Source organism: Proteocatella sphenisci DSM 23131, assembly GCF_000423525.1.
In the GTDB taxonomy this organism is placed as follows: Bacteria; Bacillota; Clostridia; order Peptostreptococcales; family Filifactoraceae; genus Proteocatella; species Proteocatella sphenisci.
This window is the reverse complement of record NZ_AUID01000006.1, coordinates 101,996-128,804: the sequence shown is the minus strand read 5'-3', so window position 1 is coordinate 128,804 and position 26,809 is coordinate 101,996. Positions and strand designations below refer to the sequence as shown.

General features: G+C 37.3%; 30 protein-coding genes and 1 tRNA gene. 8 read left to right on the top strand and 23 right to left on the bottom strand.

What is annotated here, in order from left to right; translation table 11 throughout:
* Positions 1-22: 22 nt before the first annotated feature.
* The 15 genes from G558_RS0103145 to G558_RS12215 form a co-directional block, all read right to left on the bottom strand.
* Positions 23-976 (bottom strand): ROK family protein, encoded by a 954-nt coding sequence (locus G558_RS0103145; RefSeq protein ID WP_028828873.1) that lies wholly within the window; start codon positions 974-976, stop codon positions 23-25.
* Positions 977-1,100: 124 nt separating this feature from the next.
* Positions 1,101-1,646: a TetR/AcrR family transcriptional regulator gene (locus G558_RS0103140; protein ID WP_028828872.1), complete on the bottom strand. Its 546-nt coding sequence runs from the start codon at positions 1,644-1,646 to the stop codon at positions 1,101-1,103.
* A 97-nt stretch (positions 1,647-1,743) separates the two neighbouring features.
* On the bottom strand, positions 1,744-3,951 hold the full coding sequence (gene ppk1 / locus G558_RS0103135; protein WP_028828871.1) for a polyphosphate kinase 1: 2,208 nt from the start codon (positions 3,949-3,951) through the stop codon (positions 1,744-1,746).
* Between the two features lie 21 nt (positions 3,952-3,972).
* On the bottom strand, positions 3,973-4,878 hold the full coding sequence (locus tag G558_RS0103130) for a Ppx/GppA phosphatase family protein (protein ID WP_028828870.1): 906 nt from the start codon (positions 4,876-4,878) through the stop codon (positions 3,973-3,975).
* Between the two features lie 170 nt (positions 4,879-5,048).
* Positions 5,049-5,447 carry an ATP synthase F1 subunit epsilon gene (atpC, locus tag G558_RS0103125; RefSeq protein ID WP_028828869.1) on the bottom strand — a complete coding sequence of 133 codons (399 nt, stop codon included), beginning with the start codon at positions 5,445-5,447 and terminating at the stop codon, positions 5,049-5,051.
* A 4-nt stretch (positions 5,448-5,451) separates the two neighbouring features.
* Positions 5,452-6,846, bottom strand: coding sequence for a F0F1 ATP synthase subunit beta (gene atpD, locus G558_RS0103120; protein WP_028828868.1), 1,395 nt, complete (start codon positions 6,844-6,846; stop codon positions 5,452-5,454).
* Between the two features lie 35 nt (positions 6,847-6,881).
* Positions 6,882-7,733, bottom strand: a complete 852-nt coding sequence (atpG, locus tag G558_RS0103115) for an ATP synthase F1 subunit gamma (protein WP_028828867.1) — start codon at positions 7,731-7,733, stop codon at positions 6,882-6,884.
* Positions 7,734-7,753: 20 nt separating this feature from the next.
* Positions 7,754-9,268, bottom strand: a complete 1,515-nt coding sequence (atpA, locus tag G558_RS0103110; RefSeq protein WP_028828866.1) for a F0F1 ATP synthase subunit alpha — start codon at positions 9,266-9,268, stop codon at positions 7,754-7,756.
* A gap of 26 nt (positions 9,269-9,294) precedes the next feature.
* A complete protein-coding gene (gene atpH, locus G558_RS0103105) occupies positions 9,295-9,828 on the bottom strand; it encodes an ATP synthase F1 subunit delta (protein WP_028828865.1) in 534 nt (177 codons plus the stop codon).
* Positions 9,816-10,322, bottom strand: a complete 507-nt coding sequence (atpF, locus tag G558_RS0103100) for a F0F1 ATP synthase subunit B (RefSeq protein ID WP_028828864.1) — start codon at positions 10,320-10,322, stop codon at positions 9,816-9,818. Before atpF ends, atpH begins: the two co-directional genes overlap by 13 nt.
* A 55-nt stretch (positions 10,323-10,377) precedes the next feature.
* Positions 10,378-10,647: an ATP synthase F0 subunit C gene (gene atpE, locus G558_RS0103095; RefSeq protein ID WP_028828863.1), complete on the bottom strand. Its 270-nt coding sequence runs from the start codon at positions 10,645-10,647 to the stop codon at positions 10,378-10,380.
* Between the two features lie 84 nt (positions 10,648-10,731).
* Entirely contained in the window at positions 10,732-11,286 is a 555-nt protein-coding gene (gene atpE / locus G558_RS0103090) for an ATP synthase F0 subunit C (protein ID WP_036931463.1), read from the bottom strand.
* A gap of 37 nt (positions 11,287-11,323) precedes the next feature.
* Positions 11,324-12,046 (bottom strand): F0F1 ATP synthase subunit A, encoded by a 723-nt coding sequence (locus tag G558_RS0103085; protein WP_028828861.1) that lies wholly within the window; start codon positions 12,044-12,046, stop codon positions 11,324-11,326.
* Between the two features lie 74 nt (positions 12,047-12,120).
* Positions 12,121-12,492, bottom strand: a complete 372-nt coding sequence (locus G558_RS0103080; protein ID WP_028828860.1) for an ATP synthase subunit I — start codon at positions 12,490-12,492, stop codon at positions 12,121-12,123.
* An 81-nt stretch (positions 12,493-12,573) separates the two neighbouring features.
* On the bottom strand, positions 12,574-12,825 hold the full coding sequence (locus G558_RS12215) for an AtpZ/AtpI family protein (RefSeq protein WP_051188425.1): 252 nt from the start codon (positions 12,823-12,825) through the stop codon (positions 12,574-12,576).
* A gap of 369 nt (positions 12,826-13,194) precedes the next feature.
* Here G558_RS12215 and G558_RS0103070 point away from each other — a divergent pair.
* From G558_RS0103070 to trxA, 4 genes are all read left to right on the top strand, one after another.
* Positions 13,195-13,271 (top strand) — tRNA-Arg (locus tag G558_RS0103070).
* A gap of 157 nt (positions 13,272-13,428) precedes the next feature.
* On the top strand, positions 13,429-13,863 hold the full coding sequence (locus G558_RS0103065; RefSeq protein WP_028828859.1) for a MarR family winged helix-turn-helix transcriptional regulator: 435 nt from the start codon (positions 13,429-13,431) through the stop codon (positions 13,861-13,863).
* A gap of 33 nt (positions 13,864-13,896) precedes the next feature.
* On the top strand, positions 13,897-14,760 hold the full coding sequence (locus G558_RS0103060; RefSeq protein ID WP_028828858.1) for an NAD(P)/FAD-dependent oxidoreductase: 864 nt from the start codon (positions 13,897-13,899) through the stop codon (positions 14,758-14,760).
* Positions 14,761-14,796: 36 nt separating this feature from the next.
* A complete protein-coding gene (gene trxA / locus G558_RS0103055; protein WP_028828857.1) occupies positions 14,797-15,108 on the top strand; it encodes a thioredoxin in 312 nt (103 codons plus the stop codon).
* Positions 15,109-15,204: 96 nt separating this feature from the next.
* Here trxA and G558_RS0103050 read toward each other — a convergent pair whose 3' ends face one another.
* A complete protein-coding gene (locus G558_RS0103050; protein WP_028828856.1) occupies positions 15,205-15,633 on the bottom strand; it encodes a flavodoxin in 429 nt (142 codons plus the stop codon).
* Positions 15,634-15,858: 225 nt separating this feature from the next.
* Between G558_RS0103050 and G558_RS0103045 the strand changes: the two genes are divergently transcribed.
* The 4 genes from G558_RS0103045 to G558_RS13600 are packed head-to-tail and all read left to right on the top strand — an operon-like array spanning position 15,859 to position 18,650.
* The gene (locus G558_RS0103045) at positions 15,859-16,077 is read left to right on the top strand and encodes a FeoA family protein (RefSeq protein ID WP_028828855.1); all 219 of its coding nucleotides are present in this window, start codon (positions 15,859-15,861) and stop codon (positions 16,075-16,077) included.
* 2 nt (positions 16,078-16,079) lie between these two features.
* Complete coding sequence (locus tag G558_RS0103040) at positions 16,080-16,301, top strand: FeoA family protein (RefSeq protein WP_028828854.1); 222 nt, start codon at positions 16,080-16,082, stop codon at positions 16,299-16,301.
* A 14-nt stretch (positions 16,302-16,315) separates the two neighbouring features.
* Positions 16,316-18,487 (top strand): ferrous iron transport protein B, encoded by a 2,172-nt coding sequence (feoB, locus tag G558_RS0103035; RefSeq protein ID WP_028828853.1) that lies wholly within the window; start codon positions 16,316-16,318, stop codon positions 18,485-18,487.
* Positions 18,488-18,497: 10 nt separating this feature from the next.
* Complete coding sequence (locus tag G558_RS13600; protein ID WP_071604443.1) at positions 18,498-18,650, top strand: FeoB-associated Cys-rich membrane protein; 153 nt, start codon at positions 18,498-18,500, stop codon at positions 18,648-18,650.
* Positions 18,651-18,719: 69 nt separating this feature from the next.
* Here the strand turns inward: G558_RS13600 and ilvA are convergent, their stop codons facing one another.
* From ilvA to G558_RS0102995, 7 genes are all read right to left on the bottom strand, one after another.
* Positions 18,720-19,946 (bottom strand): threonine ammonia-lyase, encoded by a 1,227-nt coding sequence (ilvA, locus tag G558_RS12210; protein ID WP_051188424.1) that lies wholly within the window; start codon positions 19,944-19,946, stop codon positions 18,720-18,722.
* A gap of 26 nt (positions 19,947-19,972) precedes the next feature.
* Positions 19,973-21,154: an MFS transporter gene (locus G558_RS0103020; protein ID WP_028828852.1), complete on the bottom strand. Its 1,182-nt coding sequence runs from the start codon at positions 21,152-21,154 to the stop codon at positions 19,973-19,975.
* Between the two features lie 211 nt (positions 21,155-21,365).
* The gene (locus G558_RS0103015; RefSeq protein WP_028828851.1) at positions 21,366-22,277 is read right to left on the bottom strand and encodes a lipoate--protein ligase; all 912 of its coding nucleotides are present in this window, start codon (positions 22,275-22,277) and stop codon (positions 21,366-21,368) included.
* On the bottom strand, positions 22,270-23,964 hold the full coding sequence (lpdA, locus tag G558_RS0103010; protein ID WP_028828850.1) for a dihydrolipoyl dehydrogenase: 1,695 nt from the start codon (positions 23,962-23,964) through the stop codon (positions 22,270-22,272). Before lpdA ends, G558_RS0103015 begins: the two co-directional genes overlap by 8 nt.
* Positions 23,965-24,050: 86 nt before the next feature.
* Positions 24,051-24,404, bottom strand: coding sequence for a carboxymuconolactone decarboxylase family protein (locus G558_RS0103005; protein WP_028828849.1), 354 nt, complete (start codon positions 24,402-24,404; stop codon positions 24,051-24,053).
* A 123-nt stretch (positions 24,405-24,527) separates the two neighbouring features.
* A complete protein-coding gene (locus G558_RS0103000) occupies positions 24,528-24,947 on the bottom strand; it encodes a MarR family winged helix-turn-helix transcriptional regulator (protein ID WP_028828848.1) in 420 nt (139 codons plus the stop codon).
* A 166-nt stretch (positions 24,948-25,113) separates the two neighbouring features.
* Entirely contained in the window at positions 25,114-26,808 is a 1,695-nt protein-coding gene (locus G558_RS0102995) for a [FeFe] hydrogenase, group A (protein ID WP_028828847.1), read from the bottom strand.
* Between the last annotated feature and the right edge of the window lies 1 nt (position 26,809).

Here is a 26,809-nt window from a genome sequence, read left to right as displayed (position 1 = left end):
CCTTTTCAATTATTTAAGATATCTATTTTATATAGTCTCCCAGTCTTGCCGCGCCGATTATTCCTGCTTCATTGCCTCTCGCCGCCACCCTTATTTCACTCAGTTTTGCCTGTCTGCAAAAAACATTTTCTGACGCATATTTTATAACTTTTGGAAGAAAATAATCAGACGATCTGGAAATTCCTCCGCCAATTACTATTACCTGAGGGTCCAACATGTTAATTATATTTACTATGCCTGCTCCAATGTATTCTATAAATCTTTCCGTCAGCATCTGGGCATCTGGGCATCCTTTTTTTGCAGCTTCAAATATATCTTTTCCGTTTATTTTTCCATTTTGAGAGACAATTTGGGCTATACAGCTTTTGGGATTATCTGAAGCAAACCTTGTCGCATCTCTTATAAGGGCAGTAAATGAAGCGTATGCTTCAATGCAGCCTTTTTGCCCACAGGTACACTGTTCTCCTCCAAAAACCAGAGTAGTATGGCCAAACTCGCCTCCCCCATATGTAGCCCCATCGTACATATGCCCATTAAATATAAATCCAAAACCAACGCCAGTTCCAATTGTTATCATTGCCATAGAATCTACATTCTTATCTTCAAGACATAAGAATTCTCCAAGCGCTGCACAAGCCCCGTCATTTCCGACGTATACTTCTTTTTTTAATCTGCTTTTAAGATATCCGCCAAGTTCAACATTTTCCCATCCTAAATTTCCTGAAAAATATATTTTTCCACTTTTTGTATCTACCGCTCCTGGGGATCCTACTCCCACATATTCTATATCATCCATTTCTAAATTATTTATAATCAGAAGTTCTTCTACAAGCTTTGCAATGTCTTCAGCAACCGCTTCAAATCCTCGCTCTACAACTGTATCTATGCTCTTTGAATAGATAATTCTATTCTCCCTGTCTACAATTCCTCCCTTTATGGTCGTTCCCCCAAGGTCTATTCCTGCAAAATATTTCATATGTTATTTCTCCTTTGCATAAGGGTTTTTATATTTTTGACTATTATAACATAAAACCTTGAAAAATAGCTATATTGAGACTATTTTTCAAGGTTTAGATTTATTTTGCCATATCTTCTTTTATTTATGCCATCACTGTATTTAACTGACTTACGATAAACTGCTTTGATGACATGAAGATTTCTTCATTTTTTGTGAGACAATAATCATTTAGTGCACTGTATGCCAGATTCATCAATGTAATCAACGCTCCTGAATCTTTTTTGTGTTGATCTGCGTATTCTTGTATATCAGCTTCGAGCTTCTTGCTCATTTCCTTTACTAATGGAAGCACGCTCTTAGAGTATACTGGATGAGAAATCACCTCCATCATAAAGCGCTGTTCTGCCGATGTCTTTTTTGTATAATTAAAAAGCTTTTCCATCATTTTTTCAGGATCCACAAGATTTTTCTTAACTATATCAAAACTTCCATTTCTGTTCTTCTCATACTGTCTGTTTACACATGCTACTATAGCTTCATTCTTATCTGAAAAATAATAATACAAAAGCGCCTCATTAACCCCTGCTTTGGATGTAAGTTTTTTTGTTGATGATTTATCTAAGCCAAATTCCATGAATGCCTGCATGAACGCATCTAACATTTCTTCTCTTTTTATATCCGCTTTCATTCTTTTACCTCTTTTCTTTAATATTATTAATTAAAATTAATTTTTATTTTGAATTTGCCCCTGGAGACAAATAAACAAACATGATATTTATTACTTCTTATGATTTCCTTGTAAATAAGCTACGTATTTTTCTTAAAAACTCATTTATGTCTGGCGCAAACCCTTCAGGTATATAATCACTATTAATTTCAGTCAGTAGCGCTCTGGCCTCTTCGATGAATATCTCCTGGGCATTTATTCGGCTTCCCGAGTCCCCAGTTACTCTTATATAGTTTCCATCTTTCCTAAGTTGTCTTAGTTTTACATTATCCGAAAGTATTACTTCCAGTGTGTTTTCTATTTTTTTTCTTAGCTGATAATCCAGTATGGGACATGCAATTTCTACCCGTCTCGTAAGGTTTCTGGTCATAAGATCTGCCGAAGATATATATATTTTTCTATCATCTCCCTGACCAAACATGTAAACTCTGTGATGCTCAAGAAATCTTCCTACCAGGCTAAATACCTGTATGTTTTCTGTATACCCGTCTATGCCCGGTAATATACAACAAATTCCTCTGATTATTAAATTAATTTCAACACCAGCCTGCGATGCTTCACTCAACTTATCCATTATACTTCGCTCTGTAAGCGAGTTTGCCTTCATAACTACCATTCCAGATTTTCCAGCTTTAACTTTATTTATTTCTTCATCTATAGCTATTATTATATTATTTTTCAATGAATTAGGTGCAACCCACAACCTGTTATAAATCCCATAGGGGTTAGATATCATCATATTCTTAAAAAATTCATTCGCATCTTTTCCTATTTCTGTATTTGCTGTCATAAGACTATAGTCAGAATAAAGCGTTGCTGTTTTTTCATTATAATTGCCTGTACCCACTTGAGTTATATAGTTAATGCTTCCACCATCATTTCTCGTAATCAGGCAGATCTTGGAGTGGACTTTAAAATCTTCCAGTCCGTATATCACATTGCATCCAGCATCTTCAAGTCTTTCCGCCCATGCTATATTATTTTGCTCATCAAACCTGGCTTTAAGCTCCATTAGGACATGAACTTCTTTTCCATTTTCCGCTGCTTCGCACAACTGCTCTGCTATTTTTGATCTTAGGGCCAACCTGTAAACTGTTATCTTTATACAGAGTACATTTGGATCACTGGCACTTTCTTTTAAGAGACTTATGAAGGGTTCCATCTGTTCATAAGGATAGTGAAGCAATGCATCCTTGTTTTTTATCTGGTCTGTTATCCTTATTTTCTTATCTTTGGTGAAAGAAGAAGGATACTGTGACTCAAACACTCTGTCACAGAGCAGTAGTTTTTTTTCGACTGAAATTTTTTCCGCAAGTTCAAACGCATGACTTAGCTTTATTGGAAGTATACTCTGAAAAATCTGTTTTTCTGTAATATCCAGTTTTTTAGTCATAAATCTGGTCTGGTCTGCAGACAATTCTCCCATCACCTCAAGTCTTACCGGTAATAGTCTTCCTCTTTTTTTGAGGAGTTTTTTCATGAAGTGCCTGTAATCTTCACCGTCATCTTCTTCTATCTCTTCATTTAGGTTAAGGTCAGCATTGCGAGTCACTGCAATAACCGTTTTTTCTTCAGCCTGATACTGTCCAAACATATTTTGAGAATATCCTTGTATAATCTCTTCTATCCTTATAAACCTTACTTCATCAATTTTTATAAATGACTCAGGATCTTCTATATATATTACACTTGGAAGACTCTCTGGCACTGGGATTATACCAACTTTTATGCCTTTTGTACCCTGGTCACCTTTGAGTGTAGTAAGTACATAAAGCTGCTTGTTAGCAAGGTGTGGAAAGGGGTGCTGATTATCTATTATCATAGGCGAAAGTATAGGCTGAATCCTGTTTTTAAAATAATTTTCAATATATTTTTTTTCGTTTTTGTCAAGTTCATTAAATTTGAGATTGTATATACCATATTTCCTGAGCTGCTCATCTATGTCACAATAGACTGCATCTCTTTCTTTTATTAATTTTTGAGTTTTTTCAAATATAGCTTCGAGCTGCTCTCCTGGAGTAAGATTGGATTTATCGTTCCTTACTTCTACCTTTATTTTATTTAAATCATTGAGCCTTCCTACTCTTATCATGTAGAACTCATCCAGATTGGTCATGAATATTGATACGAATTTAAGTCTTTCAAGCAAAGGCGCCATTTTGTCTTCGGCTTCCTCGAGTACTCTTTTATTGAATTTTAGCCATGATATCTCTCTGTCTTGAGTATAAAGCTTGTTGTTTGACTTTTCCGCAACTTCTTTTTCCATTAGACCCATCCCCCTTGCATATTACTGCTTGAGTACATTTTTATAGAGATATCCTTCTCTTGCACCGTAGCTGCTCACATAAATCTGCTTTGCATCAAAATATCTTATTACAGTATTAAGTATTATCATGCCTGGCAAAATAGTATGAATTCTCTCAGGAACTATCTTGAGGATCTTATCTATAGTTTGTTTTTCTTCGCCCTCAAGCTCTTTCATTATTTTTTTTATATCTCCTGAATCTATGTCTTTTTCACTACTATCCTTTCCAGTTATTTCTATGCTCAGTTTTCTTGCAGCTCTTAGTGTTCCCCCAACTCCACAAATTTTTTGCTGTTTTTCTGGATTTTCAATATTAAGTTTTTCCATTTCTTTTTTCACTTCATTTGCTATGGCCCGCTTTTCCACCTTGGAAGGCAATAGTTTTTCCACATATTTTTTGTACATGTTCAGTGATCCCACAGGAATACTGTGGGCACATTTTATTACTCCACTCTCAAAAATAACTATCTCAGTCGAACCACCACCAATGTCTACAAGGACTCCTTTGTCTATCTTTACAACTTTTGTTGCCCCTATAAAATCCAGTATCGCTTCTTCTTGCCCGCTTATTATATCCACTTCAAATCCTGTTTCTGATTTTATTCTCTCCAGTACTTCATTTGCATTTAGTATATTTCTAAGCGAAGCCGTTGCAAATGGATACACATTCTCAATAGCCAGATTGCCAAGCACTCTTTTGTATATTTTCATAGCGTGACATGCTTTTTTTATACCTTTTTCATTCAAAACTTCGTCTTCTACATAACCTGCGAGTCCTGCCATTATCTTGTCTTTAAACTGTATATATATCTGTCCGTCTTCATCATCATGTCTGTAGACGCTGAGTCTGATGCTGTTTGAACCAATATCTATTATTGCATATTTCATAAGCACCTCTTGTCTCTTTTATCAAATAAGAAATTAGTTTCCTACTTAATTTAATATTATACCCAATTATTTAATTTTTATATAGGTTTTTTTAATATTTTTTTGAATATTTCCAATATTCCATCTTGATAAAAAAAAGCATCTGATTATTCTCAGACACTTTTAATTCTTTATCTTGCTGCATTTATTCTGTTTATGGCTTTTTTAAGTCTATATTCTGCCATCTTAAGTTCATTAACATTATCCCTGTGCATCTGCATTTTTCTTTCAGAGTCAGCTCTTGCTCTTTCTGCCCTGTCTAAGTCTATATGATCAGACCACTCTGCCGCTGTAGCTATTACAGTGGTGACTCCCTTATCATTTTGGAGTATTCCACCTGCTATTGCAGCTTTTTTTATAGTTCCATTCTGTTTGATTCCCGCAATGTGGATGTTGATGTTAGATACAAAATCTATATGATCTTTTAGTATGGTAAGCTCACCTTCAGTCGTTTTTACAATTAAAGCTTCCACTTCTTCATCCATGAATAACTGATCTGGGGTGACTATGCGTAAACGAAATTTGCTCATCAGCTTATTCCCCCTTCTTTGCCTTCTCCACTGCTTCTTCTATTCCTCCAACGAACAAGAATGCTGACTCAGGAAGTGAGTCATGCTTTCCTTCCATTATTTCTTTAAACCCTCTTACAGTTTCCTTGAGTGGAACATATTTACCTTGCATGCCTGTAAACTGTTCTGCAACTGTAAATGGTTGTGAAAGGAAGTTTTGAATTTTTCTAGCTCTTGAAACAGTCGTCTTGTCCTCATCTGAAAGCTCGTCCATTCCCAGTATAGCGATTATATCCTGGAGCTCCTTGTACCTTTGAAGAGTTCTTTGTACTTCTCTGGCTACATCATAATGTTCTTTTCCAACTATGTCAGGAGACAGGATTCTAGAAGTTGAATCCAGCGGGTCAACCGCAGGATATATACCCAAAGATGCTATGTTCCTTGAAAGAACAGTGGTAGCGTCCAGATGGGCAAATGTTGTTGCCGGAGCCGGGTCAGTAAGGTCGTCTGCCGGTACATAAACTGCCTGTACAGATGTTATAGAACCTTTTTTTGTAGAGGTTATTCTCTCTTGAAGTGCACCCATCTCTGTTGCCAGCGTTGGCTGATATCCAACCGCTGAAGGCATACGTCCAAGCAGCGCTGAAACCTCCGATCCAGCCTGAGTAAATCTGAATATATTATCTATGAACAAAAGCACGTCCTGCTCTTCTTTGTCTCTGAAATACTCTGCCATTGTAAGTCCGGTAAGTCCAACTCTCATCCTTGCTCCAGGCGGTTCGTTCATCTGTCCATAAACAAGCGCTGTCTTCTTTATAACACCTGACTCTGTCATCTCGTGATAAAGGTCATTACCTTCTCTTGTTCTTTCTCCAACTCCTGTAAATACGGATATACCACCGTGCTGCTTGGCTATATTGTTGATCAGCTCCATTATAATTACAGTCTTGCCAACTCCCGCTCCTCCGAAAAGGCCTATTTTACCACCTTTTAGATATGGTGCGATAAGGTCAACTACTTTTATCCCTGTCTCAAGGATTTCCGTACCTATTTCCTGTTCTTCATATAGGGGTGCAGCTCTGTGTATAGGCCAGCTTTCCTCTGTTTTTGGAGCCTCTATTTTATCAACTGGCTCTCCAAGTACATTGAATATCCTTCCAAGAGTTGCTCTTCCAACAGGTACCGTTATAGGACTTCCTGTGTCTACCGCCTCTAGACCTCTAATTAGTCCATCTGTCGAACTCATTGCAATACACCTAACTGTATCATCACCTATATGCTGCGAAACTTCGACAACCAATTTTTTACCCTCATGGTTTATTTCTACGGCATTTAAAAGGTTTGGCAGCTTTCCTGCAGAAAACTTTATGTCCAGTACCGCACCGATGATCTGCACTACCTTCCCTGTATTTTTTTCCATAATTCGTCCTCCTCATCCTTATGACAGGATTATCTTTACTTTATTGCTTCTGCACCACCAACAATTTCTGTGATTTCTTGTGTGATGCTCGCTTGTCTCGCTCTGTTATAGAGCAGACTTAGCGAATCTATCATATCGCTTGCATTGTCACTGGCTGATTCCATTGCAGTTCTTCTCGCGCCCTGCTCTGAAGCAAAGGCATCTACTATTGTCGAGTATACAATCCCTTCCAAGTATCTTGGTATTATTTTATCAAATACTTCTTCAGGAGATGGTTCAAACTCAAGTGAAGATATTATATCCGCAGGGTTAGCCTGCAGCTGCAGAGGAAGAAGCTTCATAATCTTAGGCGTCTGAGTCAGCGCAGAAACAAATTCAGTATAACATACATATACTTCATCAACCTGCCCTTTTCTGTAAAGCTCATCCGCAAGTGATGTAATCAAGGCCGCATCAATAAAATCAAGCGACTCTGCTACATTCAGATAATCTTCCGCTACATCATAACCTCTCTTGCCAAAATACTCCGACGCTTTTCTTCCAATCGGAATTATCTTTGGGTTTTTTCCTTCCATCTCGGCTAATGAGGCTTTAATTATATTGGCATTATAGCCCCCTGCAAGTCCCCTGTCCCCAGCTATCACAATATAAAGTGAATGTTTCACTTCTCTTTCTTGTGTATAGGCGGACTTGAGAGACTTAGTATTATCAAGAATTTTTTGGATTGTTTCCTGGAGAATGTTGAAATATGGTCTTGATTTCTCAACTTTTTCTTTTGCTCGTCTAAGCTTTGAAGATGAAACCAGCTCCATGGCTTTTGTTATCTGCATTGTACTTTCGACACTCTTGATTCTTCGCTTTATGTCCTTCATACCTGCTCCGGCCATGCGCGTACCTCCCTCTGAGTTTATCTTGTCTCTTTAAATTTCTTTATGCAATCCAGGATAGCTTCTTTAAGCTTTTCTTCATTTTCTTTTGTAAGTTCTTTCGTTTCAAGTATACTTTTAGCTATTTCTGGCCTAACTTCATCCATATAGCTGTAAAGCTCTAACTCAAATTCTCTTATATCAGCCTTTGCTATATCCTTGAGATAATCATTGTTTACTGCATACATTATCATAACTTGTTTTTCAACTGATATGGGCGATGAGTTAGGCTGTTTTAGAACCTCAACTATCCTTTCACCTTTTGCAAGTCTTGATTTTGTATCTTCATCCAGATCGGACCCAAACTGTGCGAAAGACTGTAGTTCCTTGTATTGTGAATAAGCCAGCTTGAGTGTTCCGGCAACTTTTTTTATTGCTTTTATCTGAGCATTACCGCCAACCCTTGAAACTGATATACCCGGGTTAACAGCAGGTCTTACCCCTGAGTTGAAAAGATCACTTTCAAGGAATATCTGACCATCAGTTATAGATATTACATTTGTAGGTATATAGGCCGAAACGTCGCCTGCCTGAGTTTCTATTATAGGAAGTGCAGTAAGTGATCCTCCCCCATTTTCATCTGAAAGTTTTGCTGCTCTTTCAAGAAGTCTTGAGTGAAGATAAAAAACGTCTCCCGGATAAGCTTCACGACCCGGTGGCCTTTTAAGAAGCAGCGACATTGCCCTGTATGCTACTGCATGTTTTGACAAGTCATCATATATACACAGCACATGTTTTCCCTGATGCATAAAGTACTCACCCATTGAACATCCGGAATATGGCGCAAGATACTGAAGTGGCGCAAGCTCAGAAGCAGTTGCAGCTACGACTATAGTGTAATCCATCGCTCCATTTTTCTCAAGTGTATCAACCAGTTGTACAACTGTAGATCTTTTTTGACCAATTGCTACATATATACAGATTACGTCTTCACCCTTTTGGTTAAGTATTGTATCTATGGCTATCGTAGTTTTTCCAGTTTGTTTATCTCCAATTATAAGCTCTCTTTGTCCTCTTCCTATAGGTATCATAGAGTCTATTGATTTTATACCAGTTTGAAGCGGCTGGTGAACAGATTTTCTTTCAATTATTCCTGGCGCCTGAGTCTCAACTGGTCTAAATTCAGAAGTTTTAATATCTCCCTTACCATCAATTGGCTGCCCCAGAGCATTCACTACTCTTCCAAGCATGGCTTCTCCAACTGGAACCTGGACTACAGTCCCTGTTCTCTTGACAGTATCACCTTCTTTTATTCCTTCGTCAGAACCCAGAATAACCGCTCCTACAGTTTCTGATTCAAGGTTAAGTGCCATTGCGTACTCACCGTTTGCAAATTGAATAAGCTCCCCTGCCATACATTTTTCCAGTCCATGGATCCTAGCAATACCATCTCCTACGAGTATAACAGTGCCTACATCCGCAACTTGAAGCTCCTGACTATAATTTTTTATCTGTTCTTTTATAATAGAACTTATTTCTTCAGGTCTAAGATTCATCTATTTTCACATCCCTTGCTAATAGTTTATTTGCTTATTGCTGCCTCTAAATTTTTGAGACTATTAAGCACTGTTCCATCAATTTCTTTCTCGCCTATCTTAACCAGCATACCTCCAAGGATATTTTGATCAATTTCATTCTTAAATATTATTTTTTTGCCAGTTTGCTTTTCCAGCTTTTCAATCAGCTTTTGCTGCTGAAGATCAGTCATTGGCAACACAGTATATGCAGTAGCTTCTACCATATTAAAGTGTTCAAGCTTTAGTTTATGATAGTAAGTATCTACCGCAGGCATTGCGTCTGTTCTTCCGTTCTTTATAAGAACCTTCAGAAAGTTTTCAGTAGTTTTTGATACCTTCCCTCCAAATGCTTTGTCCACAAGCTCAATCTTTTCCTGCTTTGAAACAAGAGGTGTAATAAAAAAATCAAAAAAACTCTTTTCAGACTTTAAAATGCTGACAATGGCTGTCATTTCTTCACCTATGTCTTCAACAAGATTTTCCTCAACCGCGATATCAAACAAGGCTCTGGCATAGTTTCTAGATACTAGCTCGACCATCTCTCATCACCTATTTCGTTTATGACTTCATCTATAAGATTTCTATTAGTATTTTCATCAATTGTTTTTTTGATGATTTTGCCCGCCGCCATTACAGCAATGCTTGCAACCTCACCTTTTAGTGATTTAGAAGCACTCTCCTTCTCCAGCTCTATATCCTTATGAGCTTTTGACTTCATACGCGCAATCTCTTCTTTTGTCTCAGAAAGTATTTCCTCAGATTTTCTTTCAGCATTTTTAGTAGAATTTCTAACGATTTCTCTTCCTTCTTCATGCGATATCTCGAGTTTTTTGCGATATTCTTCGCTCAATCTGTCCGCTTCCTTGTTTTTCTCTTCAGCCGCTTCAACAGATTCTTGAATGGCTCTTGTTCTTTCATCCATAAAACTTTTTACCGGTTTAAACAGAAAATGTCTAAGTGCAATAAACAAAATAATTGTATTTGTTATATTAAAGACTATCTGCCAGACATTTAAATCTATCAGTCCTGCCATAAATACGCCCTCCTTCCTTTTTAATGGCTTTGCATTTAAGTTCCGCTCGTATTTATTATCCTAATAGTTTTATTAATGGGTTAGCAAATAATAATATCAGGGCTATAACAAGTCCGTAAATACCTGTTGTCTCTGCTACCGCTGCTCCAAGAAGCATTGTCTTAATTATATCGCCTTGTGCTTCTGGCTGTCTTCCAACAGCTTCAGCTCCCTTACCTGCTGCAAATCCCTGTCCAATACCAGGTCCAATACCCGCGATCATCGCAAGACCTGCTCCAATTGCTGAACACGCTAATACTAATGCTTTTCCTGTGATAGGTTCCATAATTTTTCTCCTTCTATTTTTCAAATATTTTTCTATTTTTTGACTAAAGCATTTATACATCCAATTAAAGTTTTCGAATATTCACTATAAAAGATTCATCAGTGGATTCGCAAACAATAAAACCAATGATATTACAAGTGCATAAATTCCTGTTGTCTGTGCAACAGCCTGGCCGACAAACATAGCCTTCATTATAGTAGACTGAAATTCTGGTCTTTTACCGACCCCTTCAGCTCCTTTTCCAGCAGCATATCCCTGACCTATACCAGGTCCTATTCCGGCTATCATGGAAAGTCCAGCCCCAATAACCGAAGCCGCAAGCACAAGTACTGATCCCTGTTGCGAAACCACCGGATTACCAAACAGCAGTATCAGTGCAACAACCAGTGCTAATATTCCTGATGTTTCAGCTACAGCTGCTCCAAGTAACATCATAACAGTGGTCTGTTTGGACGTCTTTGGATTTTTTCCTACCGCCTCAGCTCCTTTTCCAGCTGCGTATCCCTGCCCTATGCCAGGTCCTATTCCGGCCATCATAGCCAGCCCAGCTGCTATAGCAGACGCTCCCAGAATAAGTGCTTTTCTATCAAATGATACAAGCCAGTAGAGAAATCTGGTTATAAAATCCATCTCCTGCATCAAAACACCTCTTTCTCTTTACTATTATTTCATCAATTTAATCCATAGCTCCAGAAACAAACACCATCGTAAGCATAGCAAAGATAAATGTCTGAAGCAACCCTGAAAATACATCAAAGTACACATGAAGTACTGCAGGGATTCCAAGCTGGAATATCGGGATATTCATGCCAAACAGCGCAGTGGTTAATGCTGCAAGCGCAGAATATACAAGTGCCATGATTATTGTTCCTCCGACCATGTTTCCGAATAGACGAAATGATAAAGATATCGGTGTCGCAATTTCACCAATAATATTGATTGGTGTAAGCAGGAAAAAAGGTTCTGTAAAACCTTTCAAGTATCCCAGTATCCCTTTTCTTCTAATCCCATTAAAATGAATCATAAAAAACGTCATCAACGCAAGAGACAGGGTCATATTGAGATCCGCTGTCGGAGGCCTGATTCCCAGCAGTCCAACAAGATTGGCCACAGCCAGATACATCATCAATGTACCTATATAAGGCGCAAAACTTACCTTGTCTTTTCCCATTGTACTTTCAGTCAGATTGTAAACGGTTCCGACAACAGTTTCAACGATGTTTTGAACTCCACCAGGGATTCGCTTTAAATTTCTGGTCAAAATAATAGATCCTATTATTAGAATAGCCATGATTATCCAAGTCGTAGTTATAGTTTCTGTAATAGGCACACCCCCAATAATAGGAATTTCTTCACTTATAGTGAACATTATTTTTGCTCCAAATCCTCCATCACCCATTAGTAGTCCTCCTTTCCCAGTTAATTCTTTACTTTTATATATTAATACTCTTTATTTACCGAGTAATAATAACATTATTTAAAATTACTTAGAATTGCCGAAATCACTATAGACATCTTAATGCTGGAAAGTCCTAAGATTGTACCAATCACATTTATGTAGTCGGCCTTTATAGAAATCAGTATTACCACAGCATATATTACAAGCCTTATAAAATACCTTGAACCTGCAAATATCTGAGCTTTTTCAGGAGGAAGACTCACCGCTTTAACAATGGATCCAGATAGTAATTCAAAACAAAGTATGGATATAAGTAATCCAAATACCAGCCCCGTAATAAAAGCAGTCCAGTTATCAAAAAATACTAGCGAAGCCACCATCACAGCTGCCATCAAAAATATGGCATTCTTTACTACTTTTAGTTTTGTAACAAATAATTCATCCATAATATCAGTCTCAATTCATTGTCTATTTTTTATCAAAAATACCCTTGTATTCTAATTAACCCGGTTTAATTTATATTTAAATTAATTCTTTTTTTTACTCTTGTCTCCACTTTCGAAATAATTTCTCAGAATTTTGTAAATATTCAGAAACCCAGCTGAGATTCCCAGTAAAATAGCAATTATCATAATCCCGTCACCCAGATTATACTTCTTTATCAGAAGGTTTGCCACAAACATACAAAGTCCCACCGGAGCCAATATCATAATACCCATTTGCGTTACTAATGCGAGGTTTTTACCGATATCTCCTATGTTTTTAGAATCACGCTTCACAAAGTTTCTCCTGACTCTATTTATTATTAACCACATTTAAATTATGACTGAACCACCAAATATATTCTCATTTTTCATAAATTAAAAAATTCTTTACTTTGAAATAATATTACTATATACTGTTTAAAAAGTCAATTTAAAATATATTCATTTCAGAATATTCTAAACAATTTTTAACAAATAATAACTTTTAAAGCTGAGATTTCAAATTAAATACATTTCATCTATTAAATTTTACAAATTTCTTTATCATTCTGTTATTTTTTTATCTACTTTGTCCTCTTATTCATAAAATTTTATATTTATAAAATCATTATGTTGACAACTCTTGATTTTTTGGTTAAAATTTAGTATGCAAGAATAAATTAAGCACCTATAGCTCAGCCGGATAGAGCGACAGTTTCCTAAACTGTGCGTCGGAGGTTCAAGTCCTCTTAGGTGCACCAAAAAAATAATCAAAAAAACAGATGAAGGATACATGAATTCAGCTGTTTTTTTTTGTGTATAAAAACATATTGACATATGCTGCTTATGATACTATAATATTAACATAATCAATTGTGTACAATTTAATTTTAAGCAATATTTCAGGAGAGCTAAACTATGGAAAAATACGAATGCCTGAAACTGGAAAACCAGCTCTGCTTTTCACTTTATGCCCTCTCAAGAGAAATAATAAGGCTTTACAAGCCATTTTTAGACAAATACAATCTGACATATACACAATATCTTACTCTGCTTGTATTATGGGAAAATGAGAGCATGAACGTAAAAGAAATAGGCAAAGAGCTTCATCTTGATTCTGGAACATTAACCCCGGTAATTAAGAAACTCGAAACAATGAATCTTATTTCAAAAAAAAGAGCTTCCAGCGATGACAGAGTAGTAATTGTTGAACTTACTGAAAAAGGTTACCATCTTAAAGATAAAATTAAAGATATACCCCATCTTATATCATGCGAAATTGGAATAAGCTCTAAAGAACGATCAGAACTTAAAGTCCCCATTGAGAAACTTCTTGTCAGACTTATGAAATAAATCTACTTTAATAATCCAAACAGGAGATAAAATATGAATAACAGATATGATATAGCAATAGTTGGCAGTGGAGTTGCTGGTCTTTCAGCTGCCCTCAATGCCAAAATCAGAAATAAGAGCTTTATTGTTTTTGGAAGTCGTGAAATGAGTACAAAGCTTATCAAGGCCCCATCTATAAACAACTACCTGGGTTTTCCTGGAAGAAGTGGAGAAGAGCTGCGAGGCGAATTCGCTAACCACCTTGAATCTATGGGAATCGAGATTACTGAAGAAAAAATAAACAATATATATCCCATGGGTGAATATTATGCACTCATGGCTAACGATAAGATGTATGAAGCATCCTCTCTCATATTGGCAACAGGAGTGAATTTTGGAAAACCATTTTCAGGTGAGGATGAGTTTTTGGGAAGAGGAGTGGGCTATTGTGCAACATGTGATGCCCCGCTTTACAAAAACAAGACCGTAACTATAATATCTTACAACAAGCATGATGAAGCTGAAGCGAATTATGTTTCAGATCTTGCCTCAAAAGTATACTACGTACCCATGTACAAAGATAAAGTCGAAGTGAATAAATCAATCCAGGTAGTAAATGATATTCCCCTGGCAATAAGAGGTGAAAACTCTGTAAATAAACTTGTTATGAAAAACAGCGAAATAGAAACCGATGGCTTGTTTATACTAAGAGACAGTATATCTCCAGGACAACTCGTTCCAGGCCTAAAAATAGCCGATAATCACGTCGAAGTTGACAGACTGATGAAAACCAACCTTCCAGGCTGTTTTGCCGCGGGTGATGTAGTAGGAGCTCCATATCAGTATATCAAAGCGGCAGGAGAAGGCAACATAGCCTCATTGTCTGCCGTTTCATACCTTAACAACTTGAAAAAGTAATAATTTAAAATTTATATACAATAAAAGGAGAAAATAATGATAAAAGTAATAGGATCATCAGAATTTGATACAGAGGTTAAAGATGGAGTAGTAATCGTTGATTTTTATGCAGACTGGTGTGGACCATGCAAGATGCTTGCCCCAGTTTTCATGGACCTTGCCAAAGAAATGAAAGACACTGCCAAGTTCGTAAAGGTAGATGTTGATGTTACACAAGACATAGCTGCAAGGTTTCAGGTATCTTCAATCCCAACAGTTGCCATATTAAAAGATGGAAAAGAAGTTGACAGGATAATCGGATTCATGCCAAAGCAGGCAATAGAAGCAAAAATAAAACAATATATATAAAAAAACAATATATATAAAAAAATAATATATATAAAAAAATAATAGTATATATGACAAAAACAGGTATCGCTTAAAACGGTACCTGTTTTTGTATCACTAAAACTGCGCAAAGCTTTTTCCAAATTCTTTGCACTCTTCGAGTCCATCGCTGTCTGGGGTCTCATTCAATATAAGTCCCTCTTTGAACAAAACAGCTCCCTTTGACTCTACTCGGTCTTGCCAGTCTCTCATCCACTCTCCATCGCCCCATCCGTATGATCCAAAAAGTGCGACCTTCTTGCCAGAAAGCTTCTGCTCTACAGCTTCAAAAAACGGTTCGAATTCCGATTCTTCAAGCATTTCCGATCCCATTGAGGGACAACCGAATGCAAGCTTTTCGTATTCCGCAGCCTTGTCCTGGCTTATGTCAGATACTTCCATCAGGTCCGTCTCTGCGCCTGCTGATTTTATTCCTTCTGCTACGGCCTCTGCCATTGCCTTAGTATTTCCGCTTCCACTCCAGTAAATAACGCCAATCTCGCTCATATCTAACCCTCCTCAATAAAAAATAAAGTTAGTTTTAACTAATTAATGCCATTGTACATCTCATTTTAATACAGGTCAACAATTTTTTTAAAGAATTATCAATAATTTTTGTTGACAAGTACACATTCAAATGATAATATTTAGACATTAGGTTAGCTTGTGCTAACTTTTTATTTGAAGTGCAGTTAGTTATAGCTAATTTTGTAAAATTTAAGGAGGTCCAATATGCCACTTGCCATGGTTCGTATCGGAGAAATCAGTTTAATAGACAAGATAAACGGAAAAGATTCTACAAAAAAGTTTCTTGAAAACTTAGGATTCGTGGCCGGAGAATGGGTAACGATTATTTCAGAACTAGGTGGAAATATAATAGTATCTGTAAAGAATACAAGAATAGCCATAGATAAATCAATGGCTCAAAGAATAATAGTGCAGAGGAGATAAAAATGAAAAGTCTTAATAATGTGGAATGCGGCAACAAGGTAAATGTAAAAAAACTTCATGGCCAGGGCCCACTGCGAAGAAGGATTATGGATATGGGAATAACAAAAGGAACTGAAATTTCCATCACAAAAGTGGCTCCACTAGGCGACCCTATCGAAGTAAACGTTCGTGGTTATGAGCTTACAATTAGAAAATCTGATGCTCAACTTATAGAAATTGAATAAAAGGAGGAAATGAAATGAATTTAAAGATAGCACTTGCGGGTAATCCCAATTCGGGAAAGACTACAATGTTTAATGCACTTACAGGAAGCTCGCAACATGTTGGAAACTGGCCCGGTGTAACTGTAGAAAAGAAATCCGGACTTTTTAAAGATGATAAAAATATTGAAATAATAGATCTTCCAGGCATATATTCACTGTCTCCTTACACACTTGAAGAAGTAGTGACCAGGGATTATCTTCTGCGTGAATCTCCAGATGTAATAATAAATATAATAGACAGCACAAATATAGAAAGAAACTTATATCTCACCAGTCAAATAATAGAGATGGGAATCCCTGTAGTAATAGCCCTTAACATGACTGATGTACTCAAAAAAAGCGGAGATACTATAGATATATCAAAGCTCAGCAAAATGCTTGGCTGTCCTGTGATTGAAACTTCTGCTATAAAAGGACAAGGTTGCAAAGAAGCCGTAGAACTTGCAAAAAACAAAGCGCCTTTAAAAAATTTGAATCACATATTCTCAAAACCTGTTGAAGATACAATTTCAAAAATCAGCGAAATTATAAAATCTAATACTTATGAATCTTCATATACCCAATCAGACATCCCACTTAGGTGGTATGCCCTTAAAATATTTGAAAAAGATGATAAAATAATAAAAACTCTTCCTTTTTATGAAAAAATAAGACCAGAAACTGACAAACTTGTAGGTCTTCTAGAAAAAGAAATGGATGATGACGCCGAAAGTATAATCACTTCTCAAAGATATAATTTTACAGGAAATATTGCTCAAAAATGTGTAAAGAGAATATCTGCTGGAAAATTGAGTCTTTCCGATAAAATCGATAGAATTGTTACCAACAGAATACTTGCTCTTCCTATTTTCGCTCTGGTAATGTTTATGGTTTATTTTATTTCGGTCTCAACTTTGGGAGCCTGGGCTACCGACTGGGTCAATGATGTAGTTTTTGGCGAAATAATACCTCCTGCTACGGAATCATTTTTGAAATCTGTAAACAGCGCACCCTGGCTTTCGTCTCTCATATTAGACGGTATAATAGGAGGAGTTGGGGCTGTACTTGGGTTTTTGCCTCAGATGCTCATACTTTTTTTTGTACTTGGCTTACTCGAAGAATGCGGCTACATGGCCAGGATAGCATTTATAATGGACAGGATTTTCCGTAAATTCGGACTTTCTGGAAAGTCATTCATACCTATGCTTGTAGGAACAGGATGCAGCGTGCCTGGCATAATGGCTTCACGGACCATAGAAAATGAAAATGAAAGAAGAATGACTATTATAACCACTTCTTTTATACCCTGCTCTGCAAAGCTCCCTATTATAGCCCTTATTGCAGGTGCACTTTTCCCCGGATCGGTGCTTATAGGTCCCTCTGCATACTTTGCAGGAATAGCGGCAATAATAGTTTCGGGACTAATATTAAAGAAAACGCGCGGTTTTTCTGGTGACCCTTCTCCATTTGTAATGGAGCTACCACCATATCATATACCCTCACTCTCAAATGTTTTTCTTCACATGCTGGACAAGGGAAAGTCTTTTGTGAAAAAGGCAGGAACCATAATATTTCTTGCCAGTGGAACCATATGGTTTCTAAGCTCATTTGACTTATCTTTCAACATGGTAGACACATCAGATTCAATACTTGCTTTCCTAGGCGGCCTTGTTGCACCAGTATTTGCACCCCTGGGATTTGGTGACTGGCAGTCTGCAGTAGCAACAATTACAGGCCTTATAGCAAAAGAAAATGTCGTAGGAACATTTGGAGTACTGTTTGGATTTGAAGAAGTCGCAGAAAACGGATCAGAAATCTGGACTACCATGGGAAGTTCTTTTACTCAGATATCTGCATATTCCTTCCTTTTATTCAACCTTTTATGTGCTCCATGCTTTGCAGCCATAGGTGCCATAAGAAGGGAAATGGCAAGCGCCAAATGGACATGGTTTGCAATTATTTATCAGACCGGATTCGCCTATACAGTTTCATTCATATTCTATCAATTTGCACTCTTTTTTACAAGAAGTCAAGTGACTTTAATGAGCATATTCTCACTTATGGCATTCGCCGCTCTTTTATATATGATCTTTAGAAAGCCGTCTTCGCTCGATACAAGAAACAGAACAAGATCATCAATTGCTCCTCTGGGCACTTCAGAGATTTAAGGAGGTTTGTATGGCAACAATAATTATTGCTTCTATAGTGTTCGGACTTTTCGGACTTGCAGCATACAAGCTGCATCAAGACAAAAAAAATGGCAAAGGATGCGCCGGTTGTAGCGGCAGCTGCAGTAGCTGTCCAAGCGCCGCAAAAATGCACAGCAAATAACATGTCCATGATAAATAGGTAAAAAGGAAGAGGAACTGGTTTTTATAGACCCAGTTCCTCTTCCTTTTTTTATACAGTCCTTATGCAGTAATCCGAAGTCGATGGAGCTAACCTGAAACCATTTGAAACAAGACTATTCTTTATTTCCTCTATGTGTTCAAAGTTTTTCGTTTCCATGGTTATCTTGAGCAGACAGGCATTGATGGCCATATTAGGTTCTGCCTTATCATGGTGAACCGCAATAACATTTCCGCCTTTTTGGGAAATAGTCTTTGCTACCCCTTCAAGCTGTCCTGGCTTGTCTATAAGCTCGAGTGTAAGGTCTGAAAGTCTTCCACTTGTTACCAGGCCCCTGGTTATGACTCTTGAAAGTATATTGACATCTATGTTTCCTCCAGATACTATGCATACGGTATTTTTGTCTTTAGTATCAATTTTATCAAACATAACTGCCGCTACCGCAACAGCCCCCGCTCCCTCTGACACAAGTTTTTGTTTTTCCATAAGCATGAGTATGGCTGCTGCTATCTCATCATCTGTTACAGTAACTATCTGGTCTACATATCCACAGCATATATCAAAAGTAAGCTCTCCTGGTTTTTTAACAGCTATTCCGTCTGCAAAAGTGGAAGCACTGCTCAAAGATACCTTCTCTTGAGATTCCATAGACCTGTACATGCAAGGTGCCCCCTCTGCCTGAACCCCATATATCTTGCATTCTGGTTTCAGACTCTTTATTGCATAAGCTACCCCAGATATCAGCCCGCCTCCGCCTATAGGAACAACTACGGCATCCACATTGTCAAGCTGCTCTAAAATTTCAAGACCTATAGTCCCCTGACCTGCAATTACATCTATATCATCAAAGGGATGTATAAATGTCATATTTCTTTCTTTTTGAATCTGACACGCTCTGTTATAGGCATCATCATAGACTCCATTTACCAGCTCTACCTGGGCTCCATATCTCCTTGTTGCCTCTATCTTTGAAATAGGTGCCACATCGGGTATGCATATGAGTGATTCAATATTTTCTGTGGTTGCAGCCAGTGCAACTCCTTGCGCATGGTTTCCTGCTGAGCAGGCAATCACTCCATTGGCTCTTTCTTCCTCAGTCAGCTGTGATATCTTGTAATAAGATCCTCTAACCTTAAAAGATCCTGTCAGCTGAAGATTCTCTGTTTTCAGGTAAACATTACTGCCTTCCTTTATATTAGGAGCATGAATAAGATCTGTTTTCCTCACTACATTTTTTAACACAAAAGCTGCATGATATATTTTATCAAGTGTAAGCATATTCATTTTCTCCTTTGCCTAATTATCTATTCATTTATTTCTACTGTTTTTGCTATTAAAAGATTCAGCATCGAAAGTGCTGCTGTAAAATAAAACACATATTGTGGTCCTATACTTTTCCATATATATCCGCTTAACATGGCGCAGCATATTGAAACTACGTGGTCCATACTTATCCCGAGCGAAATGGTCTGGGTAAGTTCATTTTTATTAATACTTATATTCTTGAGATACATCGTCCTTACCATTCCAAGGTTCATGCTCATCCTGTCAAATATGAACATCGTCCCCCCAAGTATCATCCCAGTCTTTAGAGATACAGCTCCGGCTATTATGGCACTGCATAGCATTCCATAAAGCGCATAAACAAAAATAAATGAAAGTGCGTCTGCATAAAGTATCTTTCTTATTCCCAAAGTATCCATGCATCTTCCTATAAATGGAAGAAAACCCATCCCCAGAAGTGAAGTAAGAATTACCAGCAGCGACATTGCGTCAGCTTTTGCCCCCAGAAGATCTACAAGAACCCATGGTCCAAAAACTATCATAATCTGTTTTTGTACTCCATTTAGTATCGCAAGTGCATAATAATATCTGTATTCTTTTCTGAGTACTATTTTCCCAGGCAAAGTATCTTTGTGCGGCACTTTTACAAATCTGCAAAGATATATAAGTACAAGGGCTCCCAGAACCGATGTCAAGGCCACAAGTAAAAACGGGATAATGGGATTAGTGAAGCTGAAAAAACCGTACCTGAACCCTATAAAGGTCACAACCGAAGCTACCATAGCACTCGCCACTTTTACGCCGCTTAACGTTCCAAGAGTCTTTCCCTCTTTCCCTTTTTCAGAAAGAGATACGGCTATTCCATCATGAAGCGGCATATAAATGTGCTGTCCCAGCGAAAATATAAAGAGAAATACCAGCATAAACCCAAAGCCCGGGCTAAACAATCCCAGTATGGTCATACCTAAAGCCATCAAAATCTGTGCAAGTACGGCTATCCTTATATCTCCCATGAATCCAAGTCCACTTATCACAAAAGCTCCCAGCACTCCTGGAAGTTCTCTTGGAAACTCTATAAATCCCCTCTGAAATGCAGTCACATTATATGCTTCTTTAAAATAATTTGCCAGAATCCCATCAATCCCTCCAGCAAATCCTATAAAAGCTACTGCTATTGTAAATATCTTCAGCTCTTTTTTCATACGCTTTTTACGCTCCCGTTTAATGTTAAATAGTATATCCTACAAAATATGTATATTCAAGAATTTTCTATAAATTCCAAAAATTTTGTTTTAAAAAAACATTTTCCTCATCAGTTTGTATCCTACTGTCTTACATTATCATAAAATAAACGTCTGTGCATCAATTTTTAAAGAGCAGCATTTCTATAAAAGAAATACTGCTCTTTAACTTTTAAATCAACTTTTCCAATAAAGAATCTAACTCATGAAAATATGTCCCGGAAATCGCCTTCTCAATATCCTCACAATTATAGGTTTTCAGGCTGTCAGAATATATTTTTACACTTTTTATTACTCCGTCTTCTACTTTGGCAAGAACTTGAAAGTTCCCAGAGTCTGTCTTTTTTTCAAATATGGCGTCATAAACCGGACTTTCTCCATAAGTCCACTTAGTGTCCCTATACTTGTCCATCTGATCTGGAAGGCAATTTTCTTTTCCATATTCAGTAAACCCCTTGCAATCTCGATATTCTATTTCAAAGCTTTCTTTAAGAGAATCACATAGTGCTTCAGCTGTAATATCTGAACATAGCTCTTTTAAATTTACCACTCTGCTTTTAACTGAAGTAATGCCCTTAGACTCCAGTTTGATTCTGGAAGGCTTTAGCAAGTCTCCCAGTACAGATTTGTCCACATCTATCATCAAAGTCCCATGATGGAAGCAGTTTGAGTCTTCATTATAAAATGCGTGCCCAGAAAACTTTTTCCCCTCACAGATAAGGTCGTTTCTTCCTGAAAACTCGGCTTTTATTCCAAATTTTTCTACGGACGCCTTAATAACTTTCAGCTGACGCTCTACATCACTTCGATTTTTTTTTGAGACAAATGTAAAGTTGAGATTTCCCATATCATGATATACTGCTCCACCACCAGATATTCTTCTGACAAGAGTAACCCCTTGCTGATTCATCTTTTCAATGTCACACTCCAAAAAAGGATTCTGATTTCTTCCAATTACAACAGTCTTGTTATTCCTCCAAAGATACAGTATCACTTGATTATCATTTACATTTCTAAGCAGGTCTTCTTCGAGAGCAAGATTGTAGCAAGGATCTGTCTCTTTTGAAACAATTATCCTATTCATGATAATGAAGCGCTCCTATACCCAGTCCAAGAACTGCTTCATGGATAGCCTCACCTGTTGTAGGATGAGCAAAAACAGTGTGTATAAGCTCTTCCTCGCTTATATGGCTGTTTATCATAATAGTAAGAGAACTGATAAGTGCCGATGCCTCCGGACCAATTATAGCTCCTCCTATTATTTTATCGCTATCCATATCTTTGATCAGCTTTACAAATCCTTCCGGTTCTCCCATTGTAAGCGCCTTTCCATTAGCACCAAAAGGAAATTTGCTTACTTTGATATTAAGACCGGCCTTTACAGCAGCATCTTCTGTAATTCCCACATTAGCAATTTCTGGTGATGTGAATATTACATTTGGAACTACGCTGTAATCCATATCCGCTTTTTTACCAAGTATAGTATCAACTGCGACTATTCCTTCATGAGACGCTACGTGAGCCAGCTGCATCTTTGAATTTACATCTCCAATTGCATATATATTCTTAACTGAGGTTCTCATGCTGGCGTCAACTGCTATCCCTCTGCCATTTTCATTAGCAGCTATTTGTGTATTTTGAAGCTCAAGACCTGCCACGTTGGCTTCTCTTCCCGTTGCTACAAGTACTTTGTCACTTACTATGAATTTTTCTTCGCCATCAACTTCAAAAAATACAACAGCTTTTTTATTTTCATCTTTACCGATTCTAGTTACTTTTGAGCCAGTGTATATCCCAATGCCCCTTGTTTTTGCAATACCGCATATCTCCTGAGATACATCGCTGTCTACCATTGTAAGGACCCTGTCAAAATATTCAACTACATTTACTTTCATTCCAAAATTTGAATAAATAAATGCAAATTCCATACCTATTACTCCACCCCCGATTACAGTTATAGACCCAAAGTCTTCTTTACAGTCAAGAGCCTGAGTGCTGTTCATGACAAATTCATTGTCCATACCCGGAATTTTTGGAGTAGATACATTGGAGCCTGTTGCTATTATTGTATCTTCTGCTTCAATCGTATATTCGTCCTTACCAGACTTTACCAAAACTTTTCCATCTTCAAGAAATGATGCGCTTCCTTTGATGACTCTGATTTCGTTTTTATTCATAAGATAGTCTATACCTGATACAAGCGTCCCTGTTATGGCATTTTTTCTAGCTATAACCTTGTCCATGTCAGCTCTGGCTTCTTTAACTTCAATACCAAAGTCATTAGCATTTTTTATATGACTAAAAACCTCAGCTGACTTTACAATGGCCTTTGTAGGTATGCATCCATGGTTGAGACAGGTTCCTCCCATAGCATTTTTCTCTACAAGTACCACTTTTTTTCCATTCTTTGATGCATAGATCGCTGCAACATATCCCCCTGGGCCACCACCTATAATAAGTAACTCTGTGTTTACATCTTCTTTTTTCCCTTTTATCATCCCTGCAAAATAGTCTGGCTTGGGTTTTGCATCCTGGCTGGAATCAGATTTTACATTAATAAGTATCTGACCAATTTCCACCGTCTGGCCTTCTGATACAAGCACTTGTTCTACCAAGCCGCTAACTTCTGATTTTACAGGACTGTTTCCTTTTTTAGTTTCCAGTTGAAGTATAGTCTTGCCTGCTTCAATTTGATCTCCAACTGCTACATTTATCTTTCCCACAACTGCAGTTTTGTCATTGCCAGTGATAGTCTTTAACTTTATTTCCATTTTTATTTTCTCCTTATTTTATGGCCCTGGACTTTTTTTCAAGTCCAGGGCCATATTGCTAAAAATATAATTATATTAAGAATTTCTTATTTAAAGTCATTTTCAAATTCGTCTATTGCGTCTTTTAAAAGTGTAACAGAATAAGCCATTGTAGGCCCTCCGCCAAATGCTACAGAAACCATTGCTGATTCAATAATTTCTTCTCTTGTTGCTCCTGCTTCAAACGCCTTATATACATGAAACACTATGCAGTATTCACAACGGCTGTATGTAGCTATTCCTACACTTATCAGTTCTTTTGTTTTAACATCTACTGCTCCTGGTGCATAATTTGTTCCCAAAAGATTCATAAAAGCATTTACACTTTCCCCATTTGTTTCTGACAGTACTCCAAGTCCACCTGTAAAATCATTTAGCATTTCTCTAACATCTTTTTTCATATTTCCTCCTAATTTTAATTTCCACAAAAGCGTGATATTTTTTGATTGCCATAGCAATGTTTGCTATAGCAAGTATCTGTTTAAAAAGATGATACCACTAATTTATGGTATCGTCAATATAATTTATAAATTTTCAATCATTTTTTCTAATACTTTTTTAAATACTTCTAATTCATCCGCTGACAATTCTCTGGTTACATCATTTTGAAATTCTTCTGCAAGAGGTATTAGACTCTTTCTCAAAGACTTACCTTTGTCAGTTAGAAATATTCTTGTAGTCCTTCTATCTTTAAGATCCTTGGTTCTTATTGTAAATTCTTCTTTTTCCATCCTGTCCAAAAGTCTGGCTATGGAAGATTCGTTTACGTCCATCTTATTAGAAAGCTCTCTTTGAGAGATTCCATTATTTTCCCCAATATAGTAAATTGCTATCCAGTTTACTCTTGTAACCCCATAGGATTCAAGCCTTCTGTTAAATTCCTCTGAAAGTTTTTTAGATGCAATGTTGGTTATAAAACCCATACAATCATTCAAACTAAACAAAATACGCCTCCTCAGCTTTCTCTATTATTATTTCCACTATATCAATAGTACAACAAAATCTATTTGCTTTCAATCAAAATCACCTTAATTCTTCCTGTGATTCTTTATGATTGTCTTTTCACAAAAAAAGAGAGCATTCGCTTATACGAATGCTCCCCTTATTATTTTATCTGTGTATATGCATTATGTGTTCATTATCTTTGAGAATTCCTTCATAAAGCTCATTCATTACATAGTTGTCCTTAGAACGCTTAAGCTTTTTCTTTCTGTCTACACTGTAAAGTCCAGCTGCTCTGTCTTGCCTTGTCTGTTTTGCAGGTGTTTTGTTTACAGGCTGACCTCCTCCTGATATACATCCGCCTCTGCAAGCCATAACCTCGATAAGATCATAATGTCTCTTGCCTTCTTTTATTTCTTTAAGAATCATATCTGCATTCTTAAGTCCATGAATAACAGCCATTCTTATTTCCGCGCCATCAATGCTTACCGTAGCTTCTTTTACTTCTTCAAGTCCTCTGACATTTTCAAAAAGAATCTCAAGCTCTATTTTATCAAATTTATCGCTCGCCACGTCTCTTAGTACAGCTTCGGTAACTCCACCCGTATTTCCAAAGATTATACCCGCTCCAGATGCTACTCCAAAAGGCATATCCATGGAATCTTCTTCCAGGTCTGCAAAGTTTACTCCCATTTCTTTTATCATTATAGCCAGTTCCTGAGTAGTTATGACTACATCTACATCAGGTACTCCATTTTTTGTAAATTCAGGTCTTGTAATCTCTTCTTTTTTAGCAGTGCATGGCATAACTGAAATCAGAAACGGCTTTCTTTTGTCTTCATTTTCTCTATTGGCATTTTCAATTTCTTTGTAAACTGAACCAAAAATCTGCTGAGGAGAACGCGCCGTAGAAAGATTTTGTACAAATTCAGGGTATTTGTTCTCTACAAATTTTACCCAGGCAGGACAACATGAAGTAAAGAGTGGCAGCCCTTGCCCCTTTGTAAATTTAGATAGGAATTCGCCTGATTCTTCTCTTACTGTAAGGTCTGCAGCTATGGCAGTATCAAATATCTGCTCTACTCCCATCTTTCTCATGGCCGCAACCATCTTTCCAAGAGTCATAGTTCCAGCTGGAAGTCCAAATTCTTCTCCAAGGGCTACTCTCACAGCCGGAGCTATCTGAGCTACCACCTTTGTGTTATCATCAAATATAGCATCCCATACTCTCTGAGTATCGTTTTTGATTGTTATTGCTCCTGTAGGACATACGATTCTGCACTGGCCACAGTTTACGCAATTACTCTCTGCCAGTTTTCTTCCAAATGCAGGGGTTATCTCAACTTCTGAGCCTCTATGTGCAAATCCAAGCGCTCCAACGCCTTGGACATCCTCACATACCATAACGCAGTCTCCACATTTTATGCATTTGTTTGGGTTCCTTACAATACTTGGACTCGAATTATCTATTTCTTTTTCCTGGAAATTGTTCTCAAATCTGGATTTTTTTACTCCATATCTGAGCGCCAGTGACTGGAGCTGACATTTTCCCGTTATCTCACAAGATGTACAGTCCTTATCATGGTTTGAAAGAAGAAGCTCCAGGATAGTCTTTCTATACTTCTGAACTCTCCTAGTGTTTGTAGATACTACCATTCCATCTTTTGGTCTTTCTGAACAAGACGCAATTATGTTTCCCCTCTGGTCTTCTACAGAACACATTCTGCATGCCCCATATATACTAAGTTCTGAATGATAACAAAATGTAGGAAGATCTATGCCTGCATTCCTTATTACCGCCAGGATATTTTTTTCATCAGTATAAGGCACTCTCATACCATCTATAATCATAGCCTTGCTCATA